The organism is Bradyrhizobium sp. USDA 4504, from assembly GCF_054063995.1.
Genome location: NZ_JBSSGV010000001.1, coordinates 6782082 through 6807452, shown reverse-complemented (window position 1 = coordinate 6807452; position 25371 = coordinate 6782082). Strand labels below are relative to the sequence as shown.

The 25371-nt window shown below is 62.3% G+C and carries 24 protein-coding genes; 11 read left to right on the top strand and 13 right to left on the bottom strand.

Annotation, left to right across the window (positions count from 1 at the left end; translation table 11 throughout):
• Positions 1-157: 157 nt before the first annotated feature.
• From ACVMB1_RS31940 to ACVMB1_RS31905, 8 genes are all read right to left on the bottom strand, one after another.
• Positions 158-1336 (bottom strand): acyl-CoA dehydrogenase family protein, encoded by a 1179-nt coding sequence (locus tag ACVMB1_RS31940; RefSeq protein WP_141341229.1) that lies wholly within the window; start codon positions 1334-1336, stop codon positions 158-160.
• 65 nt (positions 1337-1401) lie between these two features.
• Positions 1402-3414, bottom strand: a complete 2013-nt coding sequence (locus ACVMB1_RS31935; RefSeq protein ID WP_076834831.1) for a non-ribosomal peptide synthetase — start codon at positions 3412-3414, stop codon at positions 1402-1404.
• Positions 3415-3450: 36 nt separating this feature from the next.
• Entirely contained in the window at positions 3451-4491 is a 1041-nt protein-coding gene (locus ACVMB1_RS31930) for a thioesterase domain-containing protein (protein WP_244559021.1), read from the bottom strand.
• Between the two features lie 47 nt (positions 4492-4538).
• Positions 4539-5450, bottom strand: coding sequence for a 4'-phosphopantetheinyl transferase family protein (locus ACVMB1_RS31925; protein ID WP_244559022.1), 912 nt, complete (start codon positions 5448-5450; stop codon positions 4539-4541).
• 253 nt (positions 5451-5703) lie between these two features.
• Entirely contained in the window at positions 5704-6972 is a 1269-nt protein-coding gene (locus tag ACVMB1_RS31920; protein WP_244559023.1) for a GNAT family N-acetyltransferase, read from the bottom strand.
• Positions 6973-7243: 271 nt separating this feature from the next.
• Positions 7244-9859 (bottom strand): AMP-binding protein, encoded by a 2616-nt coding sequence (locus ACVMB1_RS31915; protein ID WP_076834836.1) that lies wholly within the window; start codon positions 9857-9859, stop codon positions 7244-7246.
• Between the two features lie 280 nt (positions 9860-10139).
• The gene (galE, locus tag ACVMB1_RS31910; RefSeq protein ID WP_076834838.1) at positions 10140-11150 is read right to left on the bottom strand and encodes a UDP-glucose 4-epimerase GalE; all 1011 of its coding nucleotides are present in this window, start codon (positions 11148-11150) and stop codon (positions 10140-10142) included.
• 97 nt (positions 11151-11247) lie between these two features.
• Positions 11248-12168, bottom strand: a complete 921-nt coding sequence (locus ACVMB1_RS31905) for a LuxR C-terminal-related transcriptional regulator (protein WP_076834840.1) — start codon at positions 12166-12168, stop codon at positions 11248-11250.
• A gap of 460 nt (positions 12169-12628) precedes the next feature.
• Between ACVMB1_RS31905 and ACVMB1_RS31900 the strand changes: the two genes are divergently transcribed.
• Complete coding sequence (locus tag ACVMB1_RS31900; protein WP_225162391.1) at positions 12629-13285, top strand: LuxR C-terminal-related transcriptional regulator; 657 nt, start codon at positions 12629-12631, stop codon at positions 13283-13285.
• 52 nt (positions 13286-13337) lie between these two features.
• Here ACVMB1_RS31900 and ACVMB1_RS31895 read toward each other — a convergent pair whose 3' ends face one another.
• Both ACVMB1_RS31895 and ACVMB1_RS31890 read right to left on the bottom strand, forming a co-directional pair.
• Positions 13338-13754 carry a VanZ family protein gene (locus ACVMB1_RS31895; protein WP_083715236.1) on the bottom strand — a complete coding sequence of 139 codons (417 nt, stop codon included), beginning with the start codon at positions 13752-13754 and terminating at the stop codon, positions 13338-13340.
• Between the two features lie 623 nt (positions 13755-14377).
• Positions 14378-14614: a DUF6894 family protein gene (locus ACVMB1_RS31890; RefSeq protein WP_028335246.1), complete on the bottom strand. Its 237-nt coding sequence runs from the start codon at positions 14612-14614 to the stop codon at positions 14378-14380.
• A gap of 575 nt (positions 14615-15189) precedes the next feature.
• Between ACVMB1_RS31890 and ACVMB1_RS31885 the strand changes: the two genes are divergently transcribed.
• From ACVMB1_RS31885 to ACVMB1_RS31860, 6 genes are all read left to right on the top strand, one after another.
• On the top strand, positions 15190-15450 hold the full coding sequence (locus ACVMB1_RS31885; protein ID WP_076834843.1) for a hypothetical protein: 261 nt from the start codon (positions 15190-15192) through the stop codon (positions 15448-15450).
• 221 nt (positions 15451-15671) lie between these two features.
• Positions 15672-16013 (top strand): hypothetical protein, encoded by a 342-nt coding sequence (locus ACVMB1_RS31880; protein ID WP_057021177.1) that lies wholly within the window; start codon positions 15672-15674, stop codon positions 16011-16013.
• Positions 16014-16192: 179 nt separating this feature from the next.
• Positions 16193-16909 carry a septum site-determining protein MinC gene (gene minC / locus ACVMB1_RS31875; protein ID WP_028335249.1) on the top strand — a complete coding sequence of 239 codons (717 nt, stop codon included), beginning with the start codon at positions 16193-16195 and terminating at the stop codon, positions 16907-16909.
• 21 nt (positions 16910-16930) lie between these two features.
• Entirely contained in the window at positions 16931-17746 is an 816-nt protein-coding gene (gene minD, locus ACVMB1_RS31870; RefSeq protein ID WP_057021178.1) for a septum site-determining protein MinD, read from the top strand.
• Positions 17746-18024, top strand: a complete 279-nt coding sequence (minE, locus tag ACVMB1_RS31865; RefSeq protein WP_026192121.1) for a cell division topological specificity factor MinE — start codon at positions 17746-17748, stop codon at positions 18022-18024. Before minD ends, minE begins: the two co-directional genes overlap by 1 nt.
• The gene (locus tag ACVMB1_RS31860) at positions 18021-18317 is read left to right on the top strand and encodes a hypothetical protein (RefSeq protein WP_057021179.1); all 297 of its coding nucleotides are present in this window, start codon (positions 18021-18023) and stop codon (positions 18315-18317) included. Before minE ends, ACVMB1_RS31860 begins: the two co-directional genes overlap by 4 nt.
• Before the next feature lie 156 nt (positions 18318-18473).
• On the opposite strand, the gene ACVMB1_RS31855 is transcribed toward ACVMB1_RS31860, so the two are convergent.
• Positions 18474-19277 (bottom strand): NAD-dependent protein deacetylase, encoded by an 804-nt coding sequence (locus ACVMB1_RS31855; protein ID WP_076834846.1) that lies wholly within the window; start codon positions 19275-19277, stop codon positions 18474-18476.
• A gap of 153 nt (positions 19278-19430) precedes the next feature.
• On the opposite strand from ACVMB1_RS31855, the gene ACVMB1_RS31850 reads away from it, so the two are divergent.
• On the top strand, positions 19431-19811 hold the full coding sequence (locus tag ACVMB1_RS31850) for a c-type cytochrome (protein WP_246786683.1): 381 nt from the start codon (positions 19431-19433) through the stop codon (positions 19809-19811).
• 20 nt (positions 19812-19831) lie between these two features.
• Here ACVMB1_RS31850 and ACVMB1_RS31845 read toward each other — a convergent pair whose 3' ends face one another.
• Together ACVMB1_RS31845 and ACVMB1_RS31840 are read right to left on the bottom strand one after the other, a co-directional pair.
• Positions 19832-20989, bottom strand: coding sequence for an Ig-like domain-containing protein (locus ACVMB1_RS31845; protein ID WP_244559025.1), 1158 nt, complete (start codon positions 20987-20989; stop codon positions 19832-19834).
• Between the two features lie 185 nt (positions 20990-21174).
• Positions 21175-21639 carry an Lrp/AsnC family transcriptional regulator gene (locus ACVMB1_RS31840; RefSeq protein WP_057021181.1) on the bottom strand — a complete coding sequence of 155 codons (465 nt, stop codon included), beginning with the start codon at positions 21637-21639 and terminating at the stop codon, positions 21175-21177.
• A 161-nt stretch (positions 21640-21800) separates the two neighbouring features.
• Between ACVMB1_RS31840 and ACVMB1_RS31835 the strand changes: the two genes are divergently transcribed.
• The 3 genes from ACVMB1_RS31835 (at position 21801) to ACVMB1_RS31825 (ending at position 24994) form a co-directional block, all read left to right on the top strand.
• Complete coding sequence (locus tag ACVMB1_RS31835; RefSeq protein ID WP_057021182.1) at positions 21801-22814, top strand: 1-aminocyclopropane-1-carboxylate deaminase; 1014 nt, start codon at positions 21801-21803, stop codon at positions 22812-22814.
• Between the two features lie 448 nt (positions 22815-23262).
• Positions 23263-24291 (top strand): IS110 family RNA-guided transposase, encoded by a 1029-nt coding sequence (locus ACVMB1_RS31830; RefSeq protein ID WP_057016162.1) that lies wholly within the window; start codon positions 23263-23265, stop codon positions 24289-24291.
• Between the two features lie 457 nt (positions 24292-24748).
• Positions 24749-24994, top strand: a complete 246-nt coding sequence (locus ACVMB1_RS31825) for a hypothetical protein (RefSeq protein ID WP_233475642.1) — start codon at positions 24749-24751, stop codon at positions 24992-24994.
• The last annotated feature ends 377 nt before the right edge of the window (positions 24995-25371 follow it).

Below are 25371 nucleotides of genomic sequence, written 5' to 3'. Positions count from 1 at the left end.
GATTTCGTGGGTGAATCCGGCGCGCCATATGCTGCGTCGGTCGCCGCGACCCGGCGCGGATGCCGAGACCATTCAAAGCCCGGCCCGCCGCGCGAAGCGCCGGCACTTGGCCTTTCTGCAAGCAACGCCAGAGCGACGCCTCAACGCCGCGTCAGGATCATGACATCGATGCGACCACCTCAAGCATCACTTCGGTCGCGCCGCCGGCGATGGAGAGGACGCGGGCGTCACGCGCGACGCGCTCGATCGCGCTCTCGCGCATGACGCCCATGGCGCCGTGGAACTGCACGCAATCATACGCGACCTCGTTGACGAGCTCGCCGCAGATGGCCTTCAACATCGAGATCTCGCGCAGGCAATCGTCATCGGCCGCCATGCGCCAAGCGGTGGCATAGAGAAACCCGCGGCTTGCCTCCACTTTCGCAGAAAGCATCGCGAGCCGTTGACGGATCGCCTGCATGTCCCAAAGGACGCCCCCGAATGCCCGGCGGGTTTTCACGTAGGTGAGGGTCATGTCGATCGCTGCCTCGGCCATCCCTATCGCCATGGCGGCGAGGACAAGGCGTTCGTTCTGCAAGTTGCGCATGATTGAGTAGAAGCCTTGTCCCTCCGCGCCGAGCACGTTGTCGGCGGGGATGCGGCAGCCGTCGAAGACAAGTTCCGCCGTGTCGGAGGAGCGCCAGCCGAGCTTGTCCAGCTCGCGCGCGACGCTGAAGCCTGGCGTTCCCTTCTCGACGAGGAACATCGTGATCCCGTTGCTCCCGGCCGAGGGATCAGTCTTGGCCGCGACGCAGTAGAGATCCGCGTGGACGCCGTTTGTGATATAGAGCTTGGTGCCGTCGAGCACGAAAGAGTCGCCGTCCCGCACCGCGCGCGTGCGGATGGCTTTCACGTCCGAGCCTGCATCCGGCTCCGTGATCGCGATCGCGGTGATCACCTCGCCGCTGATAATGCCCGGCATCCAGCGCGCCCGCTGGGCTTTGGTCCCGTCGTGAAAGACGTACGAGGAAGCCATGTCGGCATGGACGAGCATCGCGTCGGCGGCGCCGCCATAGGTCGAGCGCCCGAGCTCCTCGGCGAAGACCGTTGACGCGACAGAGTCCATTTCGGCGCCACCATACTCAGCCGGGTAGCGGATGCCGAAGAAGCCGAGTTCGCCCATGCGGCGCAGGATCGAACGGGGAATGAACCCGTTCTCTTCCCATTGATCCGCGCAGGGCTTGATTTCCTCCTTGACGAACCGGCGGACCTGGTCCCGCAAGAGCTCATACTCCGCCGCCATCCAGGGCAGCTCCGGCTCTCGTGCCGCGTTCCAAGCTTTGTCCATCATCTTCATCCGATCTGCTGCGAGCCTGACTCAAAGGCTCCTGTCCCGCCCAAGACCAGGCGGAGACCTTTCGGCTAGAGTTCGACCTCCTCTCTCGGTCCCTCCGAGAGGGAAGGGGCATTGGAATCGGCCACCCAGCGCATTCCGTCGATGACTTCCGCCAGTTCGGCCAGTGTCGGCCGCTCAAAGAGGTTGCGAAGCTGCACGTCGACGCCGAAGATCTTTCGCATGCGCGACACCGCCCGCACCACCAGGAGCGACTCCCCGCCCAGTTCGAAGAAGTTGTCGTGGCGTCCGATCGACTCGAGCTTCAGGAGTTGACACCATAGAGCGGCCAGCGCCTTCTCGGTCTCTGTCGAGGGGGCGGCGAAGACCTGCGCCGGCTGGATGTTTTCCGCCGTCGGCTCGGGAAGCGATGAGCGGTCGATCTTGCCGTTGGGCGTGAGCGGCATCCGCTCGAGGCGAACGTAGTGCGTCGGAATCATGGACTCCAGCAGTTCTTCGGCGAGGTGCGCGCGCAGGTCCGCCACGGTCAGGGGTTTCGACGCAACATAGTAGGCCACAAGTCGTGCGATGCCGTCTTCGGGCGTCGACGGTTCGCCATGGCCGATTTGGGCCGTTTTTTGTGTCGCTCCTTTCGTCATCGAGGTGACGACGGCGCATTCGTGAACGTCCGGGTACTTGAGAAGCCGTGCTTCGATCTCGCCGAGTTCGATACGGGTGCCGCCGACCTTCACCTGATGATCGGCGCGGCCGAGAAATTCCAGGCGTCCTTCCGAGTTCCAGCGGGCGAGATCGCCCGTTTTATAGAGCCGCAGCTTCGAGCGCCCATCTCGGGGATCGGTGACCGTACGGAAACGCTCGTCGGTCAGATCGGGGCGATTGAAATAACCTCTCGCGAGACCGTCGCCGGCAATGAACATCTCACCGATAATCCCGGGGCCGGTGGGCTGATATTCTATGCTGAGGACGTAGATGCCCGCATTCGCGGCCGGAACGCCGATCGGCACCGATGCGGATTGATCCCGATCGGTGTCGAAACGGTGAATCATGCAGCCCACCGTGGCTTCGGTGGGTCCATACTCGTTGTAGATCTCGATAGGATGGGGAATAGCGCTGGTGATATCGCGAGCCAGCGCGGCCTTGAAGTCCTCACCGCCCACGATGAACTTGCGCAGTCTTGTGGTCTCAAGATTGCGGTCGCGGATCATCGCGAGATGAGCCGGCGTCAGCTTGATGATATCCACTGCATTGTCGTCGATCACCTTCAGCACGACCATGCTCTGCACTCCGGGATCGCCAAGATAGACCGTGATGCGGCCGCCGGTGATGAGTGGCGTAAAGAGCGTTGTGACGGTCAGGTCAAATGCGAGAGATGAGAAAAGGGGCCATGCGAGACTTTCGCCGGAACTGTACACCCGGGCGGCCCACCAGATGTAGTTCACCAGGCTTCGGTGCTCGATCTCGACGCCCTTGGGAGTGCCGGTCGAGCCGGAGGTGAAGATGATATAGGCGGCGCCGTCCGGCGTGGCAGCGGACGGTCGAGCCGAGGCCGGCTGATTCGAGATCGACGCGAGATCGGCGTCGAGTACGAGAATGTCGGCAAGGTTCGGGGGAATGCCGGAACGCAGGCGCGACTGGGTGATCGCCACGGGCGCCCGCCCGTCGGTCCCGTTGGAAATGTCCTGCAGGATTGTTGCGATACGCCCCTTCGGCGTTGCCGCATCCACCGGCACATAGGCCGCGCCGGACTTCAGCACCCCCAGGATCGCAACGACGACTTCAATGGAGTGCTCCATGAAGACAACGGCAATCCGGCCCGGGCCCACGCCGGTCGAGCTCAAATACGCGGCCATCTGGTTGGAGCGTTCGTCGAGCTGCCGGTAGGTCAGCGTTGCATCGCCAAAGCGGATCGCTTCAGCGTCAGGACTACGCGTCGTCTGGTCGCGGAAGAGATCGATGATCGTCTTGTCCGACGGATAGCGTGCCGCCGTGGCGTTGTAATCGACAACCAGCGCCTGATGATCGGAATCCTTCAGCAGGGGAAGCGCTACGCCCTCCGGCGCGATAGGTAGGACTTCGTTCATGAAATACGCTCCCGTCGGGAAAACTAAAAACGAAAATCACGTGTTCTGCTTCTGGGTTGCCTGGCGATAGAGGTCTGCGATGGCAGGTGCGTCAGGTTCCATCAGCATCGAGGCTTCGTTGCAGTCATCGGGCCCGAAGTAAAATTCGGCATGCGGCACTACTTGTAGCCATCGGTGTGGCGCGGCGCCCGATCGCAGCCAGGCTTTGTTGGGAAGGATGATGCAAACCCGACCGGAATACGGAGTGGGAGTGTAGCGCTGAAAAGCCGCGATCGCCGTGGATTTGAGCAGAGCCCTGCTCGCCAATACCGGGTCTGTCGCGACAGGCTCATTGCTCTTGCCAACGAGGGGTACGAGGGCGCGGACGTGCTCGCGCAGGCGACTGCCGAAATATCGGAGACGGGCGCCGAATGTCGGCAGCTTCGCTGTCTCATGCAGGAACGATTCCGCCTTGCCCCTGGCAATGAAATACAGCCGGCGCGGCCATTCCCCATAGGTGGTGGGGTGAAGCGGGCCAAACAGCGCAACGCATGAGACCTCGGACTCGCGCTGTCCCAGGATTCTCGCCAGTTCAAAAGCTGTTGGAGCGCCCGAGCAATAGCCGACGATGATGTACGGACCGGTCGGCTGATATTCGACGATCTGGCGGGCGAAGTACTCGGCGATATCTTCGACGCGATCCATCGGCTCGCTCTGCCCATCGAAGCCAGGCGGTTGGAGGGCGTAGAACGGTTGATCGACGCCCAGGTGCTTCGAGAGGTCCAGGAATGAGGACGGTGCCCCGACATGACCGGGGACTGCGTAAATGGGTATGCGTGTGCCGCGAGACTGCAACGGAACGATTGCAGACGGTTGCTTGGCCGCGGCCGTGGCCATGTTCAGAAACGCGATGATCTCGCCCTTCCGCCCCTGCAACTGATCGCGAAGCTCCGCCGTCAGCGCGCCGGCCGGGGCGTTGCAGCGCAGCCGGTCGCCATCCACCCAGACCTTGATGTCCTTGACCGCGAGGTCTGCGAGCAGCTCCGAAAACTGCATCACGTGCGCTGACATCGGGCTTTTCATCGATGAAGCTGACATTTCCTGTTCCGTGCGCCATCGCGGTGACTTCGACTCCGGATGACAGTTTATTTCCGGACGACCACGCTCCCAACATATCCAGGTTGCGGTACGAAGCTTCGGACAGCCCAATCCCTTTCATCCCAGGAAATCGGCTGTCCCAAGCCACACCCCAGCGCCTTGGAGACAGCCTCCAGCCGGGTCCAACGCTGGAGGAAGCCTTCCAGCCGGTCTTCCGGATCGAGGGCGGCGTAGGACTCGTATTCGGAGGTGGAAAGGCAGAGCGCTGCGATCTCGTCCGCTTCGGGCACAGGGAGGATTGCCTCGATGTCCACGCCGACCTCTTGCCTGATCGAGAGGGCGATGACCGCTACTTCTCCAGATCGCGAGGCGCTGAAGCGCACGTCGCGGGCGGGCATGCGGCGGGAGAGGTGGGGTTTGCCCAGCCGTCCATATTCCAGCTCGATCTCTGAAGGCGAAATTCTCAGTCTGGAAGCGAGGACCTGGCGCAGCTGCCCGCGGCTAACAATGAAGCGGCGGCGATCGCGCTCCAATCTCAATCCCGCGGCGCGCCGATGTTCTTCCTCGTTGAGGCAAGCGCTTAGCTCCCGGATGACGTCCTGCTCCACATGGAGCATGAATGCCAGGACCTCCAGACCATCATGCTCGAGAACCGGCGTGATGACCCCGGGTCTCAGCTCAACTGCTTTGTCCAAAAAGCTCAAAGGGGCGGTGCCGGCTCCGCGAGCCCCACATTCAAGTTTGCGATAGCCTCGCCCGTCAAAGGAACGACTATTTTCCCACTCGCTCTGTTCACAGGCACCCGTGCGAAAAGCCATCACAACTTGCTTTCTATTAGCCTCGATCCGGATTGCCGCCGGTAGGTTGCGAACGGTATTGCGATGGGCATTCGAGCGGACTGCTGATTGAAATTTTAATCGCGCACCGCCATGGCTCAATGGACCATCGTAATTACCCATTTTTTGCCAGTTCCCGTCCGGTGCCACGGATCGGACTGCTTGAGTTGAGTGACCTGGTGGCAAAGTGCCGCGTCCTTCCGCCAAAAGCGCAAGCGGGGGAATATTCCTGGGGGAATCGGACCGCTAGACGGTCAATGGATGCAGTCCAGGCGTCAGCGCCTGCCCCGGCCGGCAGTCAGAGGGGGAGAAGCACCGACATGGCCACATCGCTGACCTGGACATTGGTTCTCGCCAAGGAGCCCAAACCGATCGACTAGGAGCCAGCCCCGAATACGGAATACAGAGCCGCGGTCTTTTTTGGAAGATTCGTGGCAATGGTCCGTAGCATCCGCTTGGCACTGCGGAGCTTGGCCTCGATGTGGCGCTCTGGACTGTCTCTGCCGACAGCGATCCACGCCATGGCCTGCTCCCTGTTGGCCAGATGGGACTTGTGCCCGCCGCCACCGGCCAGGAAGTCGTAGCCGCTTTCCCCGCGTGCAATGCTGTCCTCAATAGCCAGCACATGGCTGACGAGCCCGGGCTTGAGCCGGCTATCGCTCTCATAGAGAAAGCCGCTCTGGTAGTTCAGGACACGGCCGTCATGCACGAAATTGTACACGACCCCAATTGTCTCGTTCCCAACCAGCGTCCGTGAGATACGAACGGCCCCCGTCGGGACTCCGCGCGCAATCAGCTCCTCGTGAAACGGACGGAAGCCGGGATTGGCGAAGGCTCCCCTGCGTCCCCATCGCGACCGATGAAAGTCGCCCAGCAATTCGAATGCGGCGAGGGCCTCCGTCGTCGTTTCCATGATCCGGAGTTCAACGGGGCCGCGTTCGGCATACAGCCGCATGGCGCGGTTTACGGCCTGGCGCGTACTGCGGCCCAATGTGGCGCGATAATCCCCCCCGCGCTGGCGGACCGGGGCAAAATCGACCCACAATGCCGCATCAGCTTTTTTCACCTCGGTCACGAGCCCGGCCCGGCCTGCGGCGCGACTGGCAGTCGCCTCAAGGTCCGGATCAATTCCGGAGAGCACCAGCTGATCCGAGCGGTGCAAGCGGGACGTCAACGCATTGAGGCCTGCGGATATGATGGCATCGGATTGCTCTGCAAGAATACCGTTGTACTCGATGAACAATCGGTCGAAGCGAGTATCTCCCGTTTCATTGAGCAGCCAGCGCGTCCGCGCATGCGGCCCGAGACTCCACGCCCTCCGCCGGCAAATAATCGCCAGGCCAACGATCTTGCCTGATGACCGGGCCACGAGGACGTGTGGTCGCGCGCCATCCGGGATATGCCGCACCCAAGTGCCGATCCAGAGCCAGGACAGGAAGAACGAGTGAGTCACTCGCGCTTCGAGCTCCTTCCATGAGGATTCAAGCCACGCAATGCTCTCCAGGGCATCCAGGCTGACATCGGTAACCGTCTCAGGCATGCTTTCCCGTTCCAACGCCAGAGGGCTGAACGCGCGATGTGACGGGAATACCGAAGGATCGAGCTGCAATGTTCGCGCAAGATCCGATGATGGATGGCTCGTCACGCGCGGATATCCCTCTGGCAGACACGTCCTGGCGTCTCTGACCGTTGTCTCGGCGAAGGCCGATCACGGCAACTATATCCGGAATTCGATCGAGGTGCGGACCCTTTCTGGTTACCCACGGTAGCTGCTTGTGCCAGCGCAGCAACTGTGCCGAGGTGAAGCTGTGATCGACCGGGTTCGAGGCGGGTGCAGCGCGGTCCGGCCTTCGGCGTCCGACGGCCTCGATGCTCCGCCCGCTCATCGGGGCGTGTCATGGCTGACGTCCGATTTCTCACGTGGCGCTCGATCCCGAGGCGAGTTTTTCAAATCTCCGCCGCAGGTGATCCACGAGCAGTTCCGCACCGATCAACAGGCAGCCCGGATGTCCGCCAGGCACCTGTATCAATTCCAGTTGAGAGCTGAGATGCCGCCACGCTCGGCCATCGTGGTCGGCCGCGTAAAAGGCTACCGGGATCTCGAGCGGCGCCGGACAATACCGCGCCATAGCGATTGAATGAGCGTCCCACAACGCCGTTGGAATTTCGACCTTCGCGGTCGCAGGCTGTTCGTTCGCCGGAAGCTTCAGGTATCGCTCCAGTCTCACCATTTGCTCGAAGGTCCAACGCAGGAGATAAGGCGAAACCAGCGGCTTCAGCAGCCCCAGGATCGCCCGCGGCATTGGACGGGCACTGACGGTCGGCGGGTCTACCATCGTAACCAAATCAACCGTGTGGCCGGCAGCCATCAGCTGGCGGGCCACTTCGAACGCCACCATGGCGCCATTGCACTTGCCGCCCAGAAGAAAGGGACCGCTCGCTTGCCTTGCCAGGATGAACGGCAGGCGGTCGGCGGCCATCGCCTCGATCGAGCCCGGAATCGGCTCGCCATGAAGCCCGTGGGGATTGATCGAGATGATCGGATAATCCGGCCCCAGAAGCTCTACCACCCGCCGCACGCTCGCGTGGCCGCTGACAAGATCGCCGTTGAAGAAGTACAGCGGAGACCGCGTGCCAGGCGCATGGGGCTGGAAGAACGGCGTCGTCCACGTGTCCGTTGGTGCGGAAACCCTTGCGGCAAATTGCCGGACGGTTTCTGCCCCGAACATGATGGTTTCCGGCACGGGATAGCCGACGAGCCGCTCGACCTCGATCAGCATCTCCATCGCGAGAAGGGAGTCTCCGCCGCTGGCAAAAAAATCATCGTCAACGGTCACGGCCTCGTTCTTGAGCAGCCTGCGCCAGAGGGTCAGCAACTCGGCTTCCAAATCCAACGGCCCGTTCGCGACGGGCGCCGGCGTCGTCGCCTCGTGCCCCCGTGGCCGGTCGACCAGCTCGCGCAGACGTCGCCGCTGAACCTTTCCCGTCACCCCCTTCGGCAGATGGTCGAGCGTCAGAATGCGTCTCGGAATCTTGAACGAGGCCAGCTCGCGTTGAAGGAACAGGCGAAGCTCCGCAGCGCTCGCCTGCGCGCCGCGATGAGGGACGATGGCGACTGCGACGTCCTCGCCCAGGCGCGGATGCGAGATCGCGAAGGCCGCAGCTTCGGCGATGGCCGAATGTCGCAATAGCGCGGCCTCGATCTCGGCGGGAGAAATCTTCTCACCACCGCGATTGATCAGCTCGCTCAGGCGGCCGTGCAGCGAAAGGAAGCCGTCTTCGTCGAGGCTGCCGATATCGCCGGTGCGAAACCAACCCTTCGTGAAAGCGGCTTGATTGAGTTCCGGCGCATCGAGATAGCCCGACGTCACGGTCGGTCCACGAATCCAGATCTCTCCGCGCTCGCCGGCTGCCAGGGGATGTCCATCCTCGCCAACGATGGCCACGGTATCGGGCCAGGGTCTTCCGCAGGTGCCCGGCCTGTTCGGACCGGGCGGCAGCTGGTTGGCGGCGATCTGGGCCGCCTCGCTGGAACCGTAATGCTCCAGCACCGGCACGCCGAGAGCGTGTTGCAGGTCGTCCTGCACGGCCCTCGCGAGCGGCGCGCCGCCCGACATGGCGAACCGCAAAGTGTGCGCCGGCTGTGCATTCTCGAGGCTTCGTGCCTTGTCCAGCACCGTGGTGTGAAGCGTCGGGCCTGCCGAGTACCAGGTCGGCCGCAAGACATCGAACCACTCATCGAGTGCGACGACGGCACTGTTCGCCGGGATGGCAATGCTGCCTCCCGTCAGCAACGGCGTGAAGACCGTCACTTTGAGCCCATGGGAATAGTAGGGGGGCGACACGCTCAGGCATCGGTCCCGGGACGTGAGGCCGAACCAGGCCTGAAGGCGTTCGGCCGCCGCCAGCATATTGTCATGGCTGAACGGAATGAGCTTCGGCTGCGCGGTCGTGCCCGACGTCTGCAAAATGAAGGCGGGGGAGCGCGGATCCGGCTCGGCGTCGATGGCAGGGGAGCCGGCAACTTGCACGGCGATCTCGAGCCCAAGCTGGCCCTGTCCGACCGGAGCGGCTTCTATGACGGCAAGCGTTCTGCGGGCTGCGGCCTGGCGAGCTTCAGGGGCACTGCCCTGCAGCACAACGAGGGCGCTCAAGTTCAGCATGTCGAGACGCTGCTCGATTTCAGGCTGGGAAAGGCGTGGGTCGAGAGGAACCGCGACGCTACAGCAGGCGACTGCCACGATGGCGAGAACCGCCTCCGGGCCGTTCGGCATCAAGACCCCGATCCGGGTATTACAATCGAAGCCGGCCAAGCGCAGCCGCCGGCGGATTGCGTTCAACTGGCGTTCAAGACCGTTGTATGTCAGGGGCTCGAAAGCGCTCGAGACGATCGCCGGCTGGTTCGGAAACCGACTGGCAGTTCGACCTATGACCTGGCTTATTGTGAGCCGGGCTTCCGACTCCCCATGGTCGCGAGCGTGGAAGCTCTCGGAACACATGGTGGCGGCAGGCGTCTCGTTGTCCAGAAGCATTCCGTCCTACCTTGAACAACGTAAGTCGGCTCGCACAACCATAGCCCGCCGCTCCCGAAGATGCCTTGCCGTACAGCAAGTGAAGCTAGCAATTAAGGATTAGCCAATATTCGGTGCGTCATCCTGCCATCCTGCCGATTGCGACCATTGCTGAGTGGTGGCGTAACCAGGCAGCGGCGCGACTTGAGCTTGCCGATGAGAGCAGTCGTCTGGCTCGCGCGGGATTGAGCAGGCCTCGAACAAGACAGAAATTCTCGAAGACGCAAATGGCTCTCGCCGACTACGTGCCGCGATAGCCATTCGGGTTCTTCATCTGGAAATGCCAATGGTCGGCACACATCTGTGTCAGCGATCGCGCTGATGTCCAGCCCAACAGGTTCTTCGCGAGAGTTGGATCGGCATAGCAGATTGCGACGTCACCGACCCTGCGTTGGTCGATCACATACGGCACGGGCCGGCCACTCACTTCCTTGAATGTCCGGATCACGTCCATGACGCTACTGCCGCTTCCTGTTCCGAGATTGACCGTCAGAAGGCCGGGCTGTCTCAGTTGGCTAAGGGCGCTCAGATGTCCGGATGCAAGATCGACAACGTGAATGAAGTCGCGGATCCCGGTGCCGTCCGGAGTATCATAGTCGTTTCCCCAAACATGCACCGTCGGACGTCGTCCGATCGCCACTTGTGCCACAATAGGCAACAGATTGTTCGGCACATCCAGGGGATCTTCTCCGATCAGTCCGCTTTCGTGGGCGCCAACCGGATTGAAGTAGCGCAAGATGGCAATCCGCCAATCCTTGTCGGACTCATGAAGGTCCTTCAGTATTTCTTCGATGAAGTATTTTGTGCGGCCGTACGGATTGATCGGTGCGACGGGATGCTTCTCGTCCAGCGGCAGGTACGCGGGTGTCCCGTAAACGGTTGCGGATGAACTGAAGACCAGCGTCTTGACGGATGCTCGCGTCATGGCCGACACGAGCCGCATCGTTCCCACGACGTTGTTGTCGTAATAGGTGATGGGTTGAGCGCTGGACTCGCCCACCGCCTTGAGGCCGGCGAGATGAATGACCGCAGTCACGTCGTGGGCGCGCAGGATCTGGTAGATCGCCTCTTCATTGCGAATATCGGCATGCCGGAAAATGACCGATCGCCCGCAGATGGCTCGTATCCGTTCGAGAGAGGCGCTGTTGCTGTTGGAAAGATTGTCGACCGCGACGACATCGAGCCCGGCGTCGAGTAGGGCGACAGCGATGTGGGATCCGATATAGCCGGCACCGCCGGTCAACAAGATCATTTCCGCTTCCGTTTCGCGTCTGCGTGGTCAATGCTCGCCGCGCGCGGGAAATCATCCCGCGCGGTGATGCCGATGCGCCAGACCGGACGAGTCTCAGCTATTTCCGCAGTCGGATCGCCCCGTCGGCTTTTGAGCTCATGTCCTTGCGGGTATGGCCGTTGGCGAGGGAGACTTCGAAGTAGTTCTCCGCATGGTCGATCGCGCCAAGTGGCGCCGGCCGGCCCGCTCTCGCAATCTTGGGAATTTCCCGGCCAGGTGGGAGGAGCCGCTCGGTTACGTCAACGATCTGATGCGCCGAACTGCTGTTTCTCGACCAAGCCGCAGATCGATGGTTCAATCCCCAGATTGCTGCCTGCGTTCTGTTTTGAACCCGAATCTTGCGAAGGATCGCCTTGATGTGAACCTTCACCGTGGCTTCGGCAATCTTGATCTTGCGCGCAATGCACTTGTTGGAATCGCCTTCAATCAGGCACTGCACAATTGAAACTTCCCGCGGCGAAAGTTGCTGAGCCAGCGTGTCATCTGCCGTTGCGACGGCATGATCGTCATCGTTGGGTACAGGAGCATCGTCCACCTCGCGTTTCTCGGTCTCGAGAGCGGACTCCAAGAATGCCGGCGGGAATACCGTCCCACCCATCATGACGAGTTCGATGGACTTGATGAACGCGTCGCAGTTCATCACGTCGATGAAATATCCGGTGGCGCCGGCTCGGAATGCGGCAACCAGATCATTCAGATGAAAGTGATCCGCGACAACTGCGACACGTGCATCCGCGTGACGGCGCTTGAACGAGTCGATTTGCTCGACTGTCGGGCGAAAATCATCGCCACTATGAACGATGAGGAACAATGACGGACTCGCGGGGGCTTTCTGAAGCGCCTCATCGCTGGGCCAATCATCCGCGTCGTATATCGAGGTTAGGACGAAATTCTCCGAATTTAGAATTCTTGCAAGGCCTTCTTTGCGAAGACTATTTTCACCAACCAGTGCAATGGCAAAAGGATATCGTCGTCTCATGGAAACTCTCCCGGACGCTACAATGATACAAGCGGTTGAAGGGTTGAACCCGATTCATTTTTGGTGGCCCGCCCAGCTGAAAAGAACGACGTAAAAACAAGCTTCCTCAGATTCGGTCGATAGAACAAACCTGGGACGAAAAGCGCTTAACCCACTCCGAAAATATTTAAGAATGTTAGATGCTAATCCCCAATATCCCTATATACCGTTGGTTATAGGCATTTGGGGCCGCCAAACTGACGAGGGTGGTCTCTCGATCCTCGTCGACAGGCACTCGCTGAGGGTGCCTCGGATCGTCGCTGCGATTACGCGTTGTGGAATCTGGTTATCGGCGCGCTCCAGGCGGTAGATTCACGGGACCAAACGACAACAAAACCTTACTGAAATGCCTCATATTGGAGTAGCTTATTAATGTCATGGGCGCCGATCTGAACTGAGGGGGATTGAGGGTTGATCGGAAATGCATTTCAGTCGTGTAGTCATTGCCAGTAGATATCCAGTCGTTTTATTGGGTCTGAACTGCCTGCTCGAAGCAGAGCGTGATTTCAAAGTTGTTGCTCGCTGCAATGATATTGCGAGCTGCTTCAAGGCAATACAGAGCCTCGCGCCCGACATCGCCATTTTGGACATGTCGATGCCTGACATTTCTGGGCAGGCCATGCTCGAGGTCGCAAACTCCGGGGCGCTTGGTGTGCGGCTCGTGTTTCTTGCCGCCTCGGTTGAGGATCGCGATCTCGCCATGCTCGCAGCAGCGGGAGCTTGCGGTGTTCTTCTGAGCGAGGAGGAGCCCGAAACGCTCTTGCAGACGTTGCGGCAAGTCGCCGACGGCCAGAAGACATTGCCTCCGCCCTCGTACGAAGAAGCCATCCCTTATGCGCAAACGACGATCCCGGAGAAATATCTTGCGGTGCTGACGGACCGCGAGCGTCAGATCATGCGTTTGGTGTCGGAGGGCTTGTCGAACAAGGAGATTGGCCGCCGTCTGAAGGTGGCCGACGGTACCATCAAGGTTCATCTGCACCACATCTTCCGCAAGCTCGAGATCAGCAACAGGACCGTCCTTGCTACGCTTGCCGTCTCATATTCCGGGCCGACCGGGTCTCCATCCGTCGAATAGCGGCGACGGACCGGCGTTTTTCATCGAGCTTCATGCGCGATGATCATCCCCGCTAGGCCAACGGGCTGTCTGTCCGCCTGGAGATTGCGGAAAACGAGCGTCTCAAGGCAGTTGCGATGAAAACGCCTGCACAACAGCCGGCGCCTTTGACGAACATGTCCTTTACGTATCCATGTCTGTCGGGGAGCAGTCTTTGGATGAGTTCGAAGCCGACGACGATAGCGAGAAGGACGAGCAGGATTGGCAGCACGTGCTTCGGATAGGCGAGCGAAAAGGCGACCCCGATAATGAACAGAGCTGCAAAACGATCGATGTTCGCCGATATCAACGTGTGCGGACGGAATGCCAGCGGTGTATCGGTGACGATGAAGAGGCCTAGGATCAAACCCCAAGCCAAGCATCGGAATACGGTTTGCGTCATCCCTTGTGGTTCAGCAAGAGCGCAGTAACCTGGTTTCATCATTCGCATTCGCAACTACTCTTCAGGCGCGGCCGTTTTAAAGAGATGGATCGTCGTTGCACGATGGGGGCAAGCTCAACTGCGGATCACCATGGCGGGCTAGGTTTTGCCAAGCCACTGGCCAATGTCTCTGGATCCGATGACCCGTTTGGGCCGGTACGGGTTGATCGTTCCAGCTGAAAGTCTCTCGATGCGCTGGTCCTCCGCCAGTTTCCTTGTGAACTGCTTCGCATCCTGTTCGGATACGAATGTCGCAGTCCTTCGTGCGTGCCTGTCGGGCGGAGCATCGCGTTGATCAATGAAGGAGACGTACCAGATGTGCCTTGCTGTCATGCGGGACCTCCGAGGTCAGGTCTAGGCGCGAATACAAATTCGAGACACCAGGCGGTGATATCTGAAAGCTGATCGGCAGAAAGCTTCTTCTCCATTGTGTAGTCGTGATTGGTTTCTGCGAGCCAAAGCAAGCCGGCGATTGGTCCGTCCGCAATGGACGGGAATTGCAGCTTTCGCTCAGCGTGTCGCCGGGGCTTTCAGAGTACTCCTCCTGGACATCAAGCTTGCACGCTTCGTTCCATCGCGAAGTTTGAAGATGGCCACGAGGCGCCGCAGGCGAGCGCTGCGTTCGCTGCTATTCATGCCGCAATGGAAAACTGAAGGACGAACAGTGACTGGCCGCCCGGCTCGGGGCTGTCGCTGATTTCGACATGCCAGCGAAGATGACGCAAGAATGGCTCCGTCACGTCGTGCTTGAGTATCTCGCCGCTCAGTTCAATCGCCGTCGTCCGTGCGGCGAAAATGTCGGGAAGATCCAGGCCGACATCATCGAGCACTGAATGGCCGCCGTGGATATGAAAAAAATACCGCGGCATTGGTGTCTCCGGATGAGGCGAACATTCCGACGACTGCGACGAGCTCGACGCATCAAAGTGGTGTCATCGCACCACGGTGAGGCGGACGGCAAGCCGCTATTCTAGGAGGGCGGATCATCATTGTTGGGTACCCCGACGTGGACCTGCACCATCATCGGTTCGGAAGGTCGAGCGACGCATCGGGTCGAGAGGAGACCAGCCGAATTCGTGCGGGCTTGTCGGCAATGAGCCAGCGATTCGGTCACCGTGATTTCGAGACTATGGCAAGCGGCCGGCGGCAAGCAGAGAACGCCGCTCGTCAACGCGAATACAATCACGCCGTTACGGAAACTGAGGCAGGCGGCCGACCAGCAGGAAACGGCTGCGGACCACGGACGCGCCGAGATCTCTCGGATGGTCAGGGAAGCGTGCGGCAATACCTGACACCCGAAGCCGGCAAGCAGTATTTCGCGACGGCCCCCGGTACTCGCCAGGCGCGTCGGCGATCAATTATTTGTGCGGTGCGGCAATATTGATATTGCATTGCAATAATAGCTGACTAACTCTGCTTCTCACGTGCCACTGAGGAGCCTTCCGTGATCAAGATTTCCCTCTCCACCCTTGCCGCCGCTCTCGCGATCGCAACCGCCGCGTCCGCTGCGGAGCTTCCGACCTATGAGGCTGCGGGCCTGCCGATCTCGGCGGTGCAGGCCGGCGTGATTGGCGCCGCCAACGCCCGCGAGCAGGCGCCTGTTGCGACCACATCGGCGACGCCGCATCAGCTCAGCGTTCTGACGCCCCGCAACAAGATGACGACCGCGCGGGCCGCTGCCCGCACCGACCGCTCGGTCCACTGATCGGCATAGCCGTTCCCGGAAGGCCCGCGACGACGTCGCGGGTCTTCGGCGGGCGTAGAGCAAATGCATCGCGCGCTCAGCTGCGTCCGACGCAAGCTCGCGCCGCTCGCCGCCGCCAAGTGGCGCCTCACGCCGTTGGCGCGAACTCCCGCAGGTGGAGTTTGATTGCGGCGTCGACCTCGTCCGGGTGATCGACCTGAGGCAGTCGCCGAGGTCGAGAAATGGTGGCCGATCGTCAAGTCGGCGAATATCAAGGCGGAATAGCTGCAACGATGATTTTCGGCGTGATCGGCAGATGCGCGTTAAGGCATCCGCTGTCATGGCAGGGCTGGCAGCTTGCAGGCTCGGCACTGGAAATCGTCGCCGCGCTCGTCGGCGCGAACTTCGAATTCCTCCGAAACCCGAACAATTCGGTTGCGAAGCGGGGCGACCTCGGAAAGCTCAGCGTGGCCCGTGCGTCGGCATTTCGGGCACCGCAGGATCTCAATCCAGTAGGTTTGGGTCATGACGTCGTCTGCAAACGCTCGCGCAATGATAACCCCGTCTGGCGCGAAGAAAATTGATCCAGCTCAAAAACGCGGCCGCATCTCCTCCAATTCCGCACCTGTTCAAACGCCAAAGCGCGTTTCGAGCCCCCGGGGCGAGCGCTGCTCAAATCGGTGAAAACTCTGACCGCGTTAACCTTTGATTAACCATGCGGTCCGATTGTTAACCATTCGACAAGACAACCGAGTCAGGGGCGATGGACGCAACTCAACAGGTCGCACGTCAGCAGGTCCGCATGCGCGGCCGTTCCTACGTTGCGTTCGTTTTCTCGCCGGTCGTGCCTGTCGTGTCCTGGCTGGCCGAGATCGACGCGACGCTGGCGAAGTCGCCGGGCTTCTTCACCGGCAAGCCCATCGTGCTCGACCTCTCGGCGGTCGATCTCAGCCAGACCGCGATCGCGCATCTGATCGGCAGCCTCGGTGAGCGCAACATCCGCATCCTCGGCATCGAGGGCGTCGACGAATCGAAGCTCGGCGCCAACATGCCGCCGCTTCTGACCGGCGGCCGGGCCTGCGCGATCACCCATGTCGAGCCGCAGAAGCCGCAGGTGCAGGAAAAAAACAAGGACAAGGACAAGACCAAGCTGCCGTCGCTGCTGCTGGAGAGCCCGGTCCGTTCCGGCCAGTCGATCGTGTTTGCCGAGGGCGACGTCACCGTGCTCGGCTCGGTCGGCTCCGGCGCCGAGATCGTCGCCGGCGGCTCGATCCATGTCTACGGCACGCTGCGCGGCCGGGCGATGGCCGGCATCAACGGCAATTCGGCGGCCCGCATCTTCTGCCAGAGGATCGAGGCCGAGCTGCTCGCGATCGATGGCTACTACCAGACTGCGGAAGAAATCGCCGACAGCTTGCGCAACCGGCCCGCCCAGGCGTGGCTCGAGGGCGAAATGCTGCGCATTACACCATTGAACTGACCGACCACAAGGAGAGAGAGAATGGCCAAGGTATTGGTCGTGACGTCTGGGAAGGGCGGGGTCGGCAAAACGACCTCAACCGCCGCGCTCGGCGCGGCGCTCGCGCAAATGGGTCAGAACGTCGTCGTCATCGATTTCGACGTCGGCCTGCGTAACCTCGATCTGGTGATGGGCGCGGAGCGTCGGGTGGTGTTCGACCTCATCAACGTGGTGCAGGGCGTCGCTAAGCTGCCGCAGGCGCTGATCCGCGACAAGCGGCTGGAGAATCTCTGGCTGCTGCCGGCGTCGCAGACCCGCGACAAGGACGCGCTGAGCGAAGAGGGCGTTAAGCACGTGATCGCCGACCTCAAGACCAAGTTCGACTGGATCCTGTGCGACAGCCCGGCCGGCATCGAGCGCGGCGCGACGCTCGCGATGCGCTACGCCGACGAGGCCGTTATCGTCACCAATCCGGAAGTGTCGTCGGTTCGCGACTCCGACCGCATCATCGGCATGCTCGATTCCAAGACGGTCCGCGCCGAGCGCGGCGAGCGCGTCGAGAAGCATCTTCTGGTCACCCGCTATGATGCCGGCCGCGCGGCGCGCGGCGAGATGCTGTCGATCGACGATATCCTGGAAATCCTTGCGACCCCCTTGCTCGGCATCGTCCCGGAAAGCCAGGACGTGCTGCGCGCCTCCAATGTCGGCTGTCCGGTCACGCTGAACGCAGCAAGCAGCGCGCCGGCGCGGGCCTATACCGACGCGGTACGCCGCCTGATGGGCGAGGCGGTGGAGATGACCGTGCCGGTTCAACGCAAGGGGTTGATGGATCGGCTACTGCGACGGAGGGCGGCATGATGAACGTAATGCGGCTGTTCGGCGGCCGCGCCGCATCGGCGCCCGTCGCGCGGGAGCGGTTGCAGATCCTGCTTTCGCATGAGCGTGGCCGGACCGGCGCGCCAGATCTCCTGGAGACACTTCGCTCGGAAATCCTGAGCGTGGTTTCCAAGCATATCGACGTCGACCCCGACAAGGTCGTGGTCCGGATGGACCGTGGCAAGTTCGTCTCGATGCTCGAGGTCGACATCGAGGTTCCCAATGGCGTGCAACGATCGAAGATGGTGGCGGCCACATGACGGCAGACAGCGATAGTCACATTGCCTGGCAGCGCGCGCAGCTCAAGAAGCTGCGGGCGGCGTTGAGGGCGATCGAGGCCGATCAGCTCGGCAAGGCCAATTGCGGCCGTGCGACGCAGATGACGATCGACGAATTGCAGCGCAAGATCGGCGAGTCGGGCCGCTGCATCGCGGAGTACGAGCGCCGGACCCGTCGCCCACTGGCGACGGACCTCGGCAGCCTCGCCAGCGTCAGCTGGACGCACTGGAACGCCAACATGCCGATGGCCAAGGCGCCGCGCCACCGCGCGTAGTGCGATGATTCTCCCATCGTCATTGCGAGCCACCCGGTCGGCGCAAGGCGCCGCCGGATGACAGGCTCCGCGAAGCAATCCATTTTTCCGCATAGGCGGCTCGATGGATTGCTTCGTCGCTATCGCTCCTCGCAATGACGGGAAGAGACAGGCGACCTACAGCAAGAACGCCAGCGCGCTCTCGCAACTATCCTCGACTTTGAGGGTGAGCAGTTCGTCGGCGCGGGTGCGGCCGAGATTGACGGCGGCAATCGGCAGGCCGTGCTGCTCTGCCATCCGGACGAAGCGAAAGCCGGAATAGACCATCAGCGAGGAGCCGACCACCAGCACGGCGTCGGCCTGCTCGAGATGCGCCTGCGCCGACGCGACCGTATCGCGCGGCACGTTCTCGCCGAAGAACACCACATCGGGTTTCAGCACGCCGCCGCAGGCTTCGCAGGCCGGCACCACGAACGACGAAAAATCTTGCTCGAGATCGGCGTCGCCGTCGGGAGCGTCGGCGGCATCGAGCGTGAGCCAGGCGGGGTTTCGTTGCGCGAGCTCGTGCTGGAATTGTTCGCGCGGCATCGTCGCGCCGCAGCCGAGGCAGCGCACCACGTCTAATCGGCCGTGCAGGTCGATCACCCGCCGGCTGCCGGCGGCCTGGTGCAGGCGGTCGACATTCTGGGTCAGCAGCAGCTCGCAGCGCCCCTGCTGTTCGAGCTTGGCCAGCGCGCGATGCGCGCCGTTCGGCGCGGCGCGGCCGAACCGTCGCCAGCCCACCATGCTGCGCGCCCAGTAGCGCTGCCGCGTCGCCGCCTCGCCCAAGAACGCCTGGATGGTGACCGGGCGGGTCCGCTTCCAGTTGCCGTCGCTGTCGCGATAGTCAGGAATGCCGGAATTGGTGCTGCAGCCGGCCCCGGTCAGGACAAACAGGCGCTGGTGGCCGGCGACGAAATCCTCGAGGGCGGGGTGTGGCATGGCAGCACATCTAGTGCGGCGTGCGTATCTGCGCCAGATGTGGGGCCTGCCGCGAGCGGACCTTTCACGCCGCCTCTGCGTTGACGGCATGGCACCCGAGGCGTGGTGCTGCGCGCGCCTGTTTGCCTGGCGCAATTGCCGACGGAGTGATCGATGCGGCCGGGATTCATCGTCGTCGTTTGCGGGCTGATGTCGTTGGCGTCATCGCCGTCCCATGGTCAGGATGCGGGCGTGTCCGGCGAGCAGGCGTTCAACAATTCCTGCCGCACCTGCCACACGGTCAAGGACGGCGACAACCGCGTTGGCCCGAACCTGCACAATGTGGTCGGCCGCAAGGCCGGATCGGTTGCGAACTTTCCTTATTCGGAGGCGATGAAATCATCCGACATCGTCTGGGATGAGAGCACGCTGCTGCGCTTCATCGAAGATCCCGAGGCCGTGGTGTCGGGCAACGGCATGAAGCCGTATACCGGCGTGCGCTCGGCGGAGGATCGCGCCAGGATCGTGGCGTTCCTGAAATCCCCCGGCAAGTGACCGTTGGCGGTAGGCCGGTCTCACTTTGCCGGCACGACGAAGACCTGGCCGGGATAGATCAAATTGGGATTGCGGATCTGCTGCGAATTGGCCCGATAGATCACGGCGTAGCGCTGTCCGGCGCCGAATGCGCGCTGGCTGATCCGCCACAGGCTGTCGCCGCGGGCGACGGTGGTCGTGGTGATCTTCGGCACGATCACAGCGGAGGCGGACTTCACATCGGATGCGGTGGCGGTTGCCGCCGCGGCGAGCTGTGGTTTGGCGATATCCGCACGGCCGGACGAGGTTGGCGATGCCGGGATCGATGCGGTCGTCATCGTGTCCGGAACGTTGAATGGCACCTCGGCACGCGCGCGGACCTTGCCGGAAGTGGGGTCGACGTCGTCAAGCCGCACCTGATAGTTGCCGGCCGTCACGCCCTTGTTGATCGTGACCGAGAGGTGCCCCGCCTCGTCGGCCGTCGCGGACGTGATCAAGCTGCCGTTGAGATAGAGCCTGACGGTCGCGCCGGGAGCTGCCTGACCGCTCACATGGAGCTTGCCGTCCGGTTCGGTCTCGACGGCCTCGATGGCCACTTTCCCAGCCGCCGGCGCCGTGGCCGCAGGTTGCGACAGCACGCGGACCGGTTTGTCCGGTGTCATCAGCGCCACCATCGGCCGCTCCCGCGTCGCAGCCTCGAGCGCCACCGCCACGCTTTGCTTGGAGGTCACCTGCTTGCCGTCGCGCGTCATGCGCAGGGTGAGGTCATAGTTTCCCGGCGGAAGCGGGCGCGGGACCATGACGAACTGGCCGGACTTGTCCGCCACGACGCGATCGTGCACCTCGCCATTGCGCAGCAGTTCCACCGTCGTGCCCGGTAGCGCCCGGCCGGCAACAACGGTCTCGCCGGTCGGCTCGATGTTGACGACGTCGAACTCCGGCACCGCGTCGCCGCCTGGTGCCGGCGCCGGTCCCGCCAGCACGTCGGCCAAGGCCGCGGTCTCGGTTTGCGCCTTTGCCAGCGCGGTCTTGTTTTGGTCTCGCGCCGGAGCCGCTGGCGCGGATGGTGCTGTCGCCGTCAAAGGCGTGCTCCCGCCCAGGATTTGCTGGGTTTGGCGGATGCCGAAGACGAGCGCCGCCGTGCCGCCGGCGGCAAGTGCCAGCAACGGAATGACCAGTCGGATCGCCGTGGCGTTCATGATTGTCATCCGCGGATGATGTCCCCCGCGCATCCGCGCGCGACCCCCGCCCCCCGCGGGGATTTAGTGAGAGACTGCGCCGGTTTGCGCCGGCCATCAAGTCGGATGAAGGGATTACTTCTCTCGGGCAGGCCGGCCGATCTGGCGGCTCGCGGCGCCCGGCCCGTGCCGGGATGACGTCAGGTTCAAAACTCCAGCGCCGCATTGTCCACCACCTCCTTCATGACGAAGAAGGTGCGGGTCTGCCGCACGCCGGGCAGCGCGATCAGCTGGTCGCCATGGATGCGCTTGAAGTCGTCGACGTCGCCGGCGCGGATCTTGAGGAAGTAATCGAAATCGCCGGCGACGAGGTGGCAGTCGAGCACGCATTTGAGCTTCGCCACCGCCTGCTCGAAGCTCGCAAAGCTTTCCGGTGTCGAGCGGTCGAGCACGACGCCGACCATCACCAGCGTGCCCTTGCCGAGCTTGCGCGGCGCCACCATGGCGCGGACGCCGCTGAGATAACCCTCGTCGAACAGCGCTTGCGTCCGGCGATGGCAGGTGGCGGGGCTGACGCCGACCTGATCGGCCAGCTCGGCATTGCTGAGCCGGCCGTTCTTTTGCAGCAATCTCAACATCTTGAGGTCGATGCGGTCGAGTCGGGCGGACATGGAAGAATCTCTCACTATTGGTCGATTTCATGAGAGAAAATATACCATCAGGGCCAGATCCGGCAATCTTCGGCAATTGTGCGGGCTGAGTTAGAGAGCACCTTTCGCGCCAGGGGTGATAGCTGTGGCCGCCGTTTCAGACCACCAAAGAGGATGCCAGCATGCTGGAGAAGTTCGCGCGCTATCCACTCACATTCGGGCCGACTGCCATCGAGAAGCTCGATCGGCTGTCAAAGCATCTCGGCGGCAAGGTCGAGCTCTATGCCAAGCGCGAGGATTGCAATTCCGGGCTCGCCTATGGCGGCAACAAGCTGCGCAAGCTCGAATACATCATCCCCGATGCGATCGCCTCCAATGCCGACACGCTGGTCTCGATCGGCGGCGTGCAGTCGAATCACACCCGCATGGTCGCGGCGGTCGCGGCCAAGATCGGCATGAAGTGCCGGCTGGTGCAGGAAAGCTGGGTGCCGCATGAGGACGCGGTCTATGATCGCGTCGGCAACATCCTGCTTTCGCGCGTCATGGGCGCCGATGTGCGGCTGGTCGACGAAGGCTTCGACATCGGTATCCGCAAGAGCTGGGAGCAGGCGATCGAGGAAGTGAAGGCGGCGGGCGGCAAGCCCTACGCGATTCCGGCCGGCGCCTCCGTGCACAAATTTGGCGGGCTCGGCTATGTCGGGTTCGCCGAGGAGGTGCGCGCGCAGGAGCGCCAGCTCGGCGTCAAGTTCGACTACATCATCGTCTGCACGGTGACCGGCTCGACCCATGCCGGCATGCTGGTCGGCTTCGCCGCCGATGGGCGCGCGCGCAACGTGATCGGCATCGACGGTTCGTTCACGCCCGCGCAGACCAAGGCGCAGGTGCTGTCGATCGCGCAGAACACCGCAAAGCTCGTCGAGCTCGGCCGCGACATCGTCGAGGATGATGTCGTGCTGATCGAGGACTACGCCTATCCCGCCTACGGCGTGCCGTCGGAGGAGACCAAGGAGGCGATCCGGCTCAGCGCGCGGCTGGAAGGCATGATCACCGACCCCGTCTACGAGGGCAAGTCGATGCAGGGCATGATCGATCTGGTGCAGAAGGGCTATTTCCCGGCCGGATCGAAGGTGCTCTACGCCCATCTCGGCGGCGCACCGGCGCTCAACGGCTACGCCTACGCGTTCAGGAACGGCTGAGGCGAGCGGGCTTCTAATTTCGTGGCTTCGTAGCCCGAATGAAGCGAAGCGCAATCCGGTAAGGTCTCTCGGCGGCACGATCCCCGGATTTCGCGGAGCCTGTCATCGGGCGCGCGTTCGCGCGACCCGTTGGCTCCATCCGGGCTATGCATTCTTACCTCCCCTTGAAAAGGGGAAGTCGCTTTGCTCGCAGAGCAAAGCGGGTGGGGATCTGCTCTCTCCGCTTGCAGCGTCGCCTGTAGCTGACCCCCATCCCGACCTTCCCCCTTTCAGGGGGAAGGGGAAGAGAAGTCCGTAGATGGGGTAACGGGCCGGCCGCCCGCTCGCTACGGCGCAATTTGGAAGCGCGCTCGCGAGCGGCCTGTTGGTTGGAAGGCGGTCGTCCCTCAAACTGATGGTGTTCAACGGAGTCGGGCAAGCCCGCTCCAAGCATCATTAAGGGACGACCATGTACCACTATGCAGGAATTGACGTGTCTTTGGAATGCTCGAGCGTTTGCCTTGTCGATGGGACAGGCAAGATTTTGCGCGAGACGAAGGTTGCGAGCGAGCCGGCGGCGCTGATCGCCTGGTTCCGGTCGCTGGGTCTGGTACTGGAACGGATCGGGCTGGAGGCAGGCCCCTTGTCGCAATGGCTGTATGCGGGTCTGCGAGACGCAGGGCTTGCGGTCGAGCTGCTGGAAACGCGGCACGTTCGCGAAGCCTTCAAGTCGATGCCGGTGAAGACGGACCGCAACGATGCCCGCCGGATCGCGCAGTTGATGCGGCTCGGCTGGTTCCGGCCGGTGCACTGCAAGTCGGTCGCGGCGCAGGAGACCCGCGCCATCCTGACGGCGCGCAAGCTGCTGCAATCCAAGCTTCGCGATGTCGAGAACAGCCTGCGCGGCATACTTCGCGGTTTTGGCCTGAAGGTCGGTGCGACCACCGAGCGCACGTTCGCCGGACGCATCCGCGAGCTCGTGACCGGCCATCCCGGACTGGAGTTGGTCGCGGCGGCGCTGCTCCAAGCCCATGCGGTGCTGCTGCGGGAGTTCAAGAGCCTGGACAAGCACACCCAGAAGCTCGCCAGGACGCATCCATCCGCCAAGCTCCTGATGACAACGCCGTCCGTTGGTCCGATCGTGGCGCTCACCTATGCCGCGGCGATCGACGACCCGAAGCGCTTCCGCTCCTCGAAGGCCACGGGAGCCCACTTTGGGCTCACCCCGAAGAAGTACCAGTCCGGTGAGACCGACTACACCGGCCGCATCAGCAAGATCGGGGATGCCTCCGTGCGCGAGGCACTCTACCAGGCAGCTCACGTCATGCTGACCAAGCCGGTCAAGAATTGCTCGGCATTGAAGAGCTGGGCGATGCGGATCGCCCGGCGCGCAGGCATGCGCAAGGCCAAGGTAGCGCTGGCTCGCAAGCTCGCCGTGATCCTGCATCGCATGCTCGCCGACACCAAACCGTTCAACCCGATGACCAAGGCCATCTAGCCAGGAGCAGCAATCGGTTCCGGGCGGGCCACGACACCAGGCTCTCCCCGAGCGAAGTCCCTCCGCTGGGACGATGGATCCGGTCAGGCCGCCATCCGGGAAGTGGCTCACGACCACGCAATCCGTAGATTGGCCGGCCGGCTCCTCAATGCACCCCATCAGGCGACGGCCTTCGCGCCGATCCCGTACAGAAGCAAGTGCCCGGCGAGTGGATGACGCGAAAAGGGATTGACTAACCAAGGCCCGTTACAGAAGCCCGGATGAAGCAAAGCGTAGTCCGGCAGGCTTCAGCAGCGCGGATAGAAAGTCCCGGATTTCGCGGAGCCTGTCGTCGGGCACGCGTTCGCGCGACCCGTTGGCTCCATCCGGGCTACGTTCGATGTCCCACGTCAGGTCCGCGTCAGCTTCGCCCGGTATTTTTGCCTGGCCGGGCGAGTTGGGAGACCATCGCGTGAGGATGATGAATGCGGCCGGCCGAGCCATCGCCGCGCTCGGCGTTGGCATCGTCGCCGTGGGGCACTGGGTCTGGACCTACCAGGGCCAGGGTGCCGCGCCGCATCCCCGCCTGCTGGCGATGAATCATGCGGTCGAGCTCTACGCCGGCATCTTCCTGATCGGCGTCGGCGTCCATGCCCTCGCATCCTGGTACTGGTTCAGCGATCCAAATCCGCCGGCGCGCTCCTCGGTCGGGGAGCCGCAGTAGCGTCCGCCTTGGCGGCAATGCTCCGGTTGAGGTGCTGTCCTGGTTAGGGCACTCGTACAGGGGAATTAGGACATCTGATGCCCGGTGGAATCTGGAAATTGGACACAGCCGCTGACTGACATACGCTAAAGCGCCCGCCGATCCGACGTGTAATGCTTTGAACATTATGTTCAGGACCGATTTAGATGGCGTCGAGTTCAGCCTCATAGGCTTGGCGGGGATATCGCTCGTCGCGTTCATCATCAGCTTAGGCTGGCTTCTGATCGGCTGAACTGCCGTAGCTCATTGGAAACGTCAACTTGGCCTTAGCGCTCTCCCGGCGCTGGGGCCGTTTTCTAATCAGGACACTTCCAAAGTCAACTTGGGACACGGGGGCC

Bases quoted from the DNA above. Each gene is read 5' to 3' on its own strand.
- minD (WP_057021178.1), top strand. From the start codon at position 16,931: ATGGCCAAGGTATTGGTCGTGACGTCTGGGAAGGGCGGGGTCGGCAAA.
- ACVMB1_RS31900 (WP_225162391.1), top strand. From the start codon at position 12,629: ATGCATTTCAGTCGTGTAGTCATTGCCAGTAGATATCCAGTCGTTTTA.
- minE (WP_026192121.1), top strand. From the start codon at position 17,746: ATGAACGTAATGCGGCTGTTCGGCGGCCGCGCCGCATCGGCGCCCGTC.
- ACVMB1_RS31825 (WP_233475642.1), top strand. From the start codon at position 24,749: ATGATGAATGCGGCCGGCCGAGCCATCGCCGCGCTCGGCGTTGGCATC.
- ACVMB1_RS31850 (WP_246786683.1), top strand. From the start codon at position 19,431: ATGCGGCCGGGATTCATCGTCGTCGTTTGCGGGCTGATGTCGTTGGCG.
- ACVMB1_RS31855 (WP_076834846.1), bottom strand. From the start codon at position 19,277: ATGCCACACCCCGCCCTCGAGGATTTCGTCGCCGGCCACCAGCGCCTG.
- ACVMB1_RS31830 (WP_057016162.1), top strand. From the start codon at position 23,263: ATGTACCACTATGCAGGAATTGACGTGTCTTTGGAATGCTCGAGCGTT.
- ACVMB1_RS31905 (WP_076834840.1), bottom strand. From the start codon at position 12,168: ATGAGACGACGATATCCTTTTGCCATTGCACTGGTTGGTGAAAATAGT.
- ACVMB1_RS31895 (WP_083715236.1), bottom strand. From the start codon at position 13,754: ATGCGAATGATGAAACCAGGTTACTGCGCTCTTGCTGAACCACAAGGG.
- ACVMB1_RS31845 (WP_244559025.1), bottom strand. From the start codon at position 20,989: ATGAACGCCACGGCGATCCGACTGGTCATTCCGTTGCTGGCACTTGCC.
- galE (WP_076834838.1), bottom strand. From the start codon at position 11,150: ATGATCTTGTTGACCGGCGGTGCCGGCTATATCGGATCCCACATCGCT.
- minC (WP_028335249.1), top strand. From the start codon at position 16,193: ATGGACGCAACTCAACAGGTCGCACGTCAGCAGGTCCGCATGCGCGGC.
- ACVMB1_RS31925 (WP_244559022.1), bottom strand. From the start codon at position 5,450: ATGGGTAATTACGATGGTCCATTGAGCCATGGCGGTGCGCGATTAAAA.
- ACVMB1_RS31915 (WP_076834836.1), bottom strand. From the start codon at position 9,859: ATGCTTCTGGACAACGAGACGCCTGCCGCCACCATGTGTTCCGAGAGC.
- ACVMB1_RS31880 (WP_057021177.1), top strand. From the start codon at position 15,672: ATGGTGGCCGATCGTCAAGTCGGCGAATATCAAGGCGGAATAGCTGCA.
- ACVMB1_RS31935 (WP_076834831.1), bottom strand. From the start codon at position 3,414: ATGAACGAAGTCCTACCTATCGCGCCGGAGGGCGTAGCGCTTCCCCTG.
- ACVMB1_RS31840 (WP_057021181.1), bottom strand. From the start codon at position 21,639: ATGTCCGCCCGACTCGACCGCATCGACCTCAAGATGTTGAGATTGCTG.
- ACVMB1_RS31930 (WP_244559021.1), bottom strand. From the start codon at position 4,491: ATGTCAGCTTCATCGATGAAAAGCCCGATGTCAGCGCACGTGATGCAG.
- ACVMB1_RS31940 (WP_141341229.1), bottom strand. From the start codon at position 1,336: ATGAAGATGATGGACAAAGCTTGGAACGCGGCACGAGAGCCGGAGCTG.
- ACVMB1_RS31860 (WP_057021179.1), top strand. From the start codon at position 18,021: ATGACGGCAGACAGCGATAGTCACATTGCCTGGCAGCGCGCGCAGCTC.
- ACVMB1_RS31835 (WP_057021182.1), top strand. From the start codon at position 21,801: ATGCTGGAGAAGTTCGCGCGCTATCCACTCACATTCGGGCCGACTGCC.
- ACVMB1_RS31890 (WP_028335246.1), bottom strand. From the start codon at position 14,614: ATGCCGCGGTATTTTTTTCATATCCACGGCGGCCATTCAGTGCTCGAT.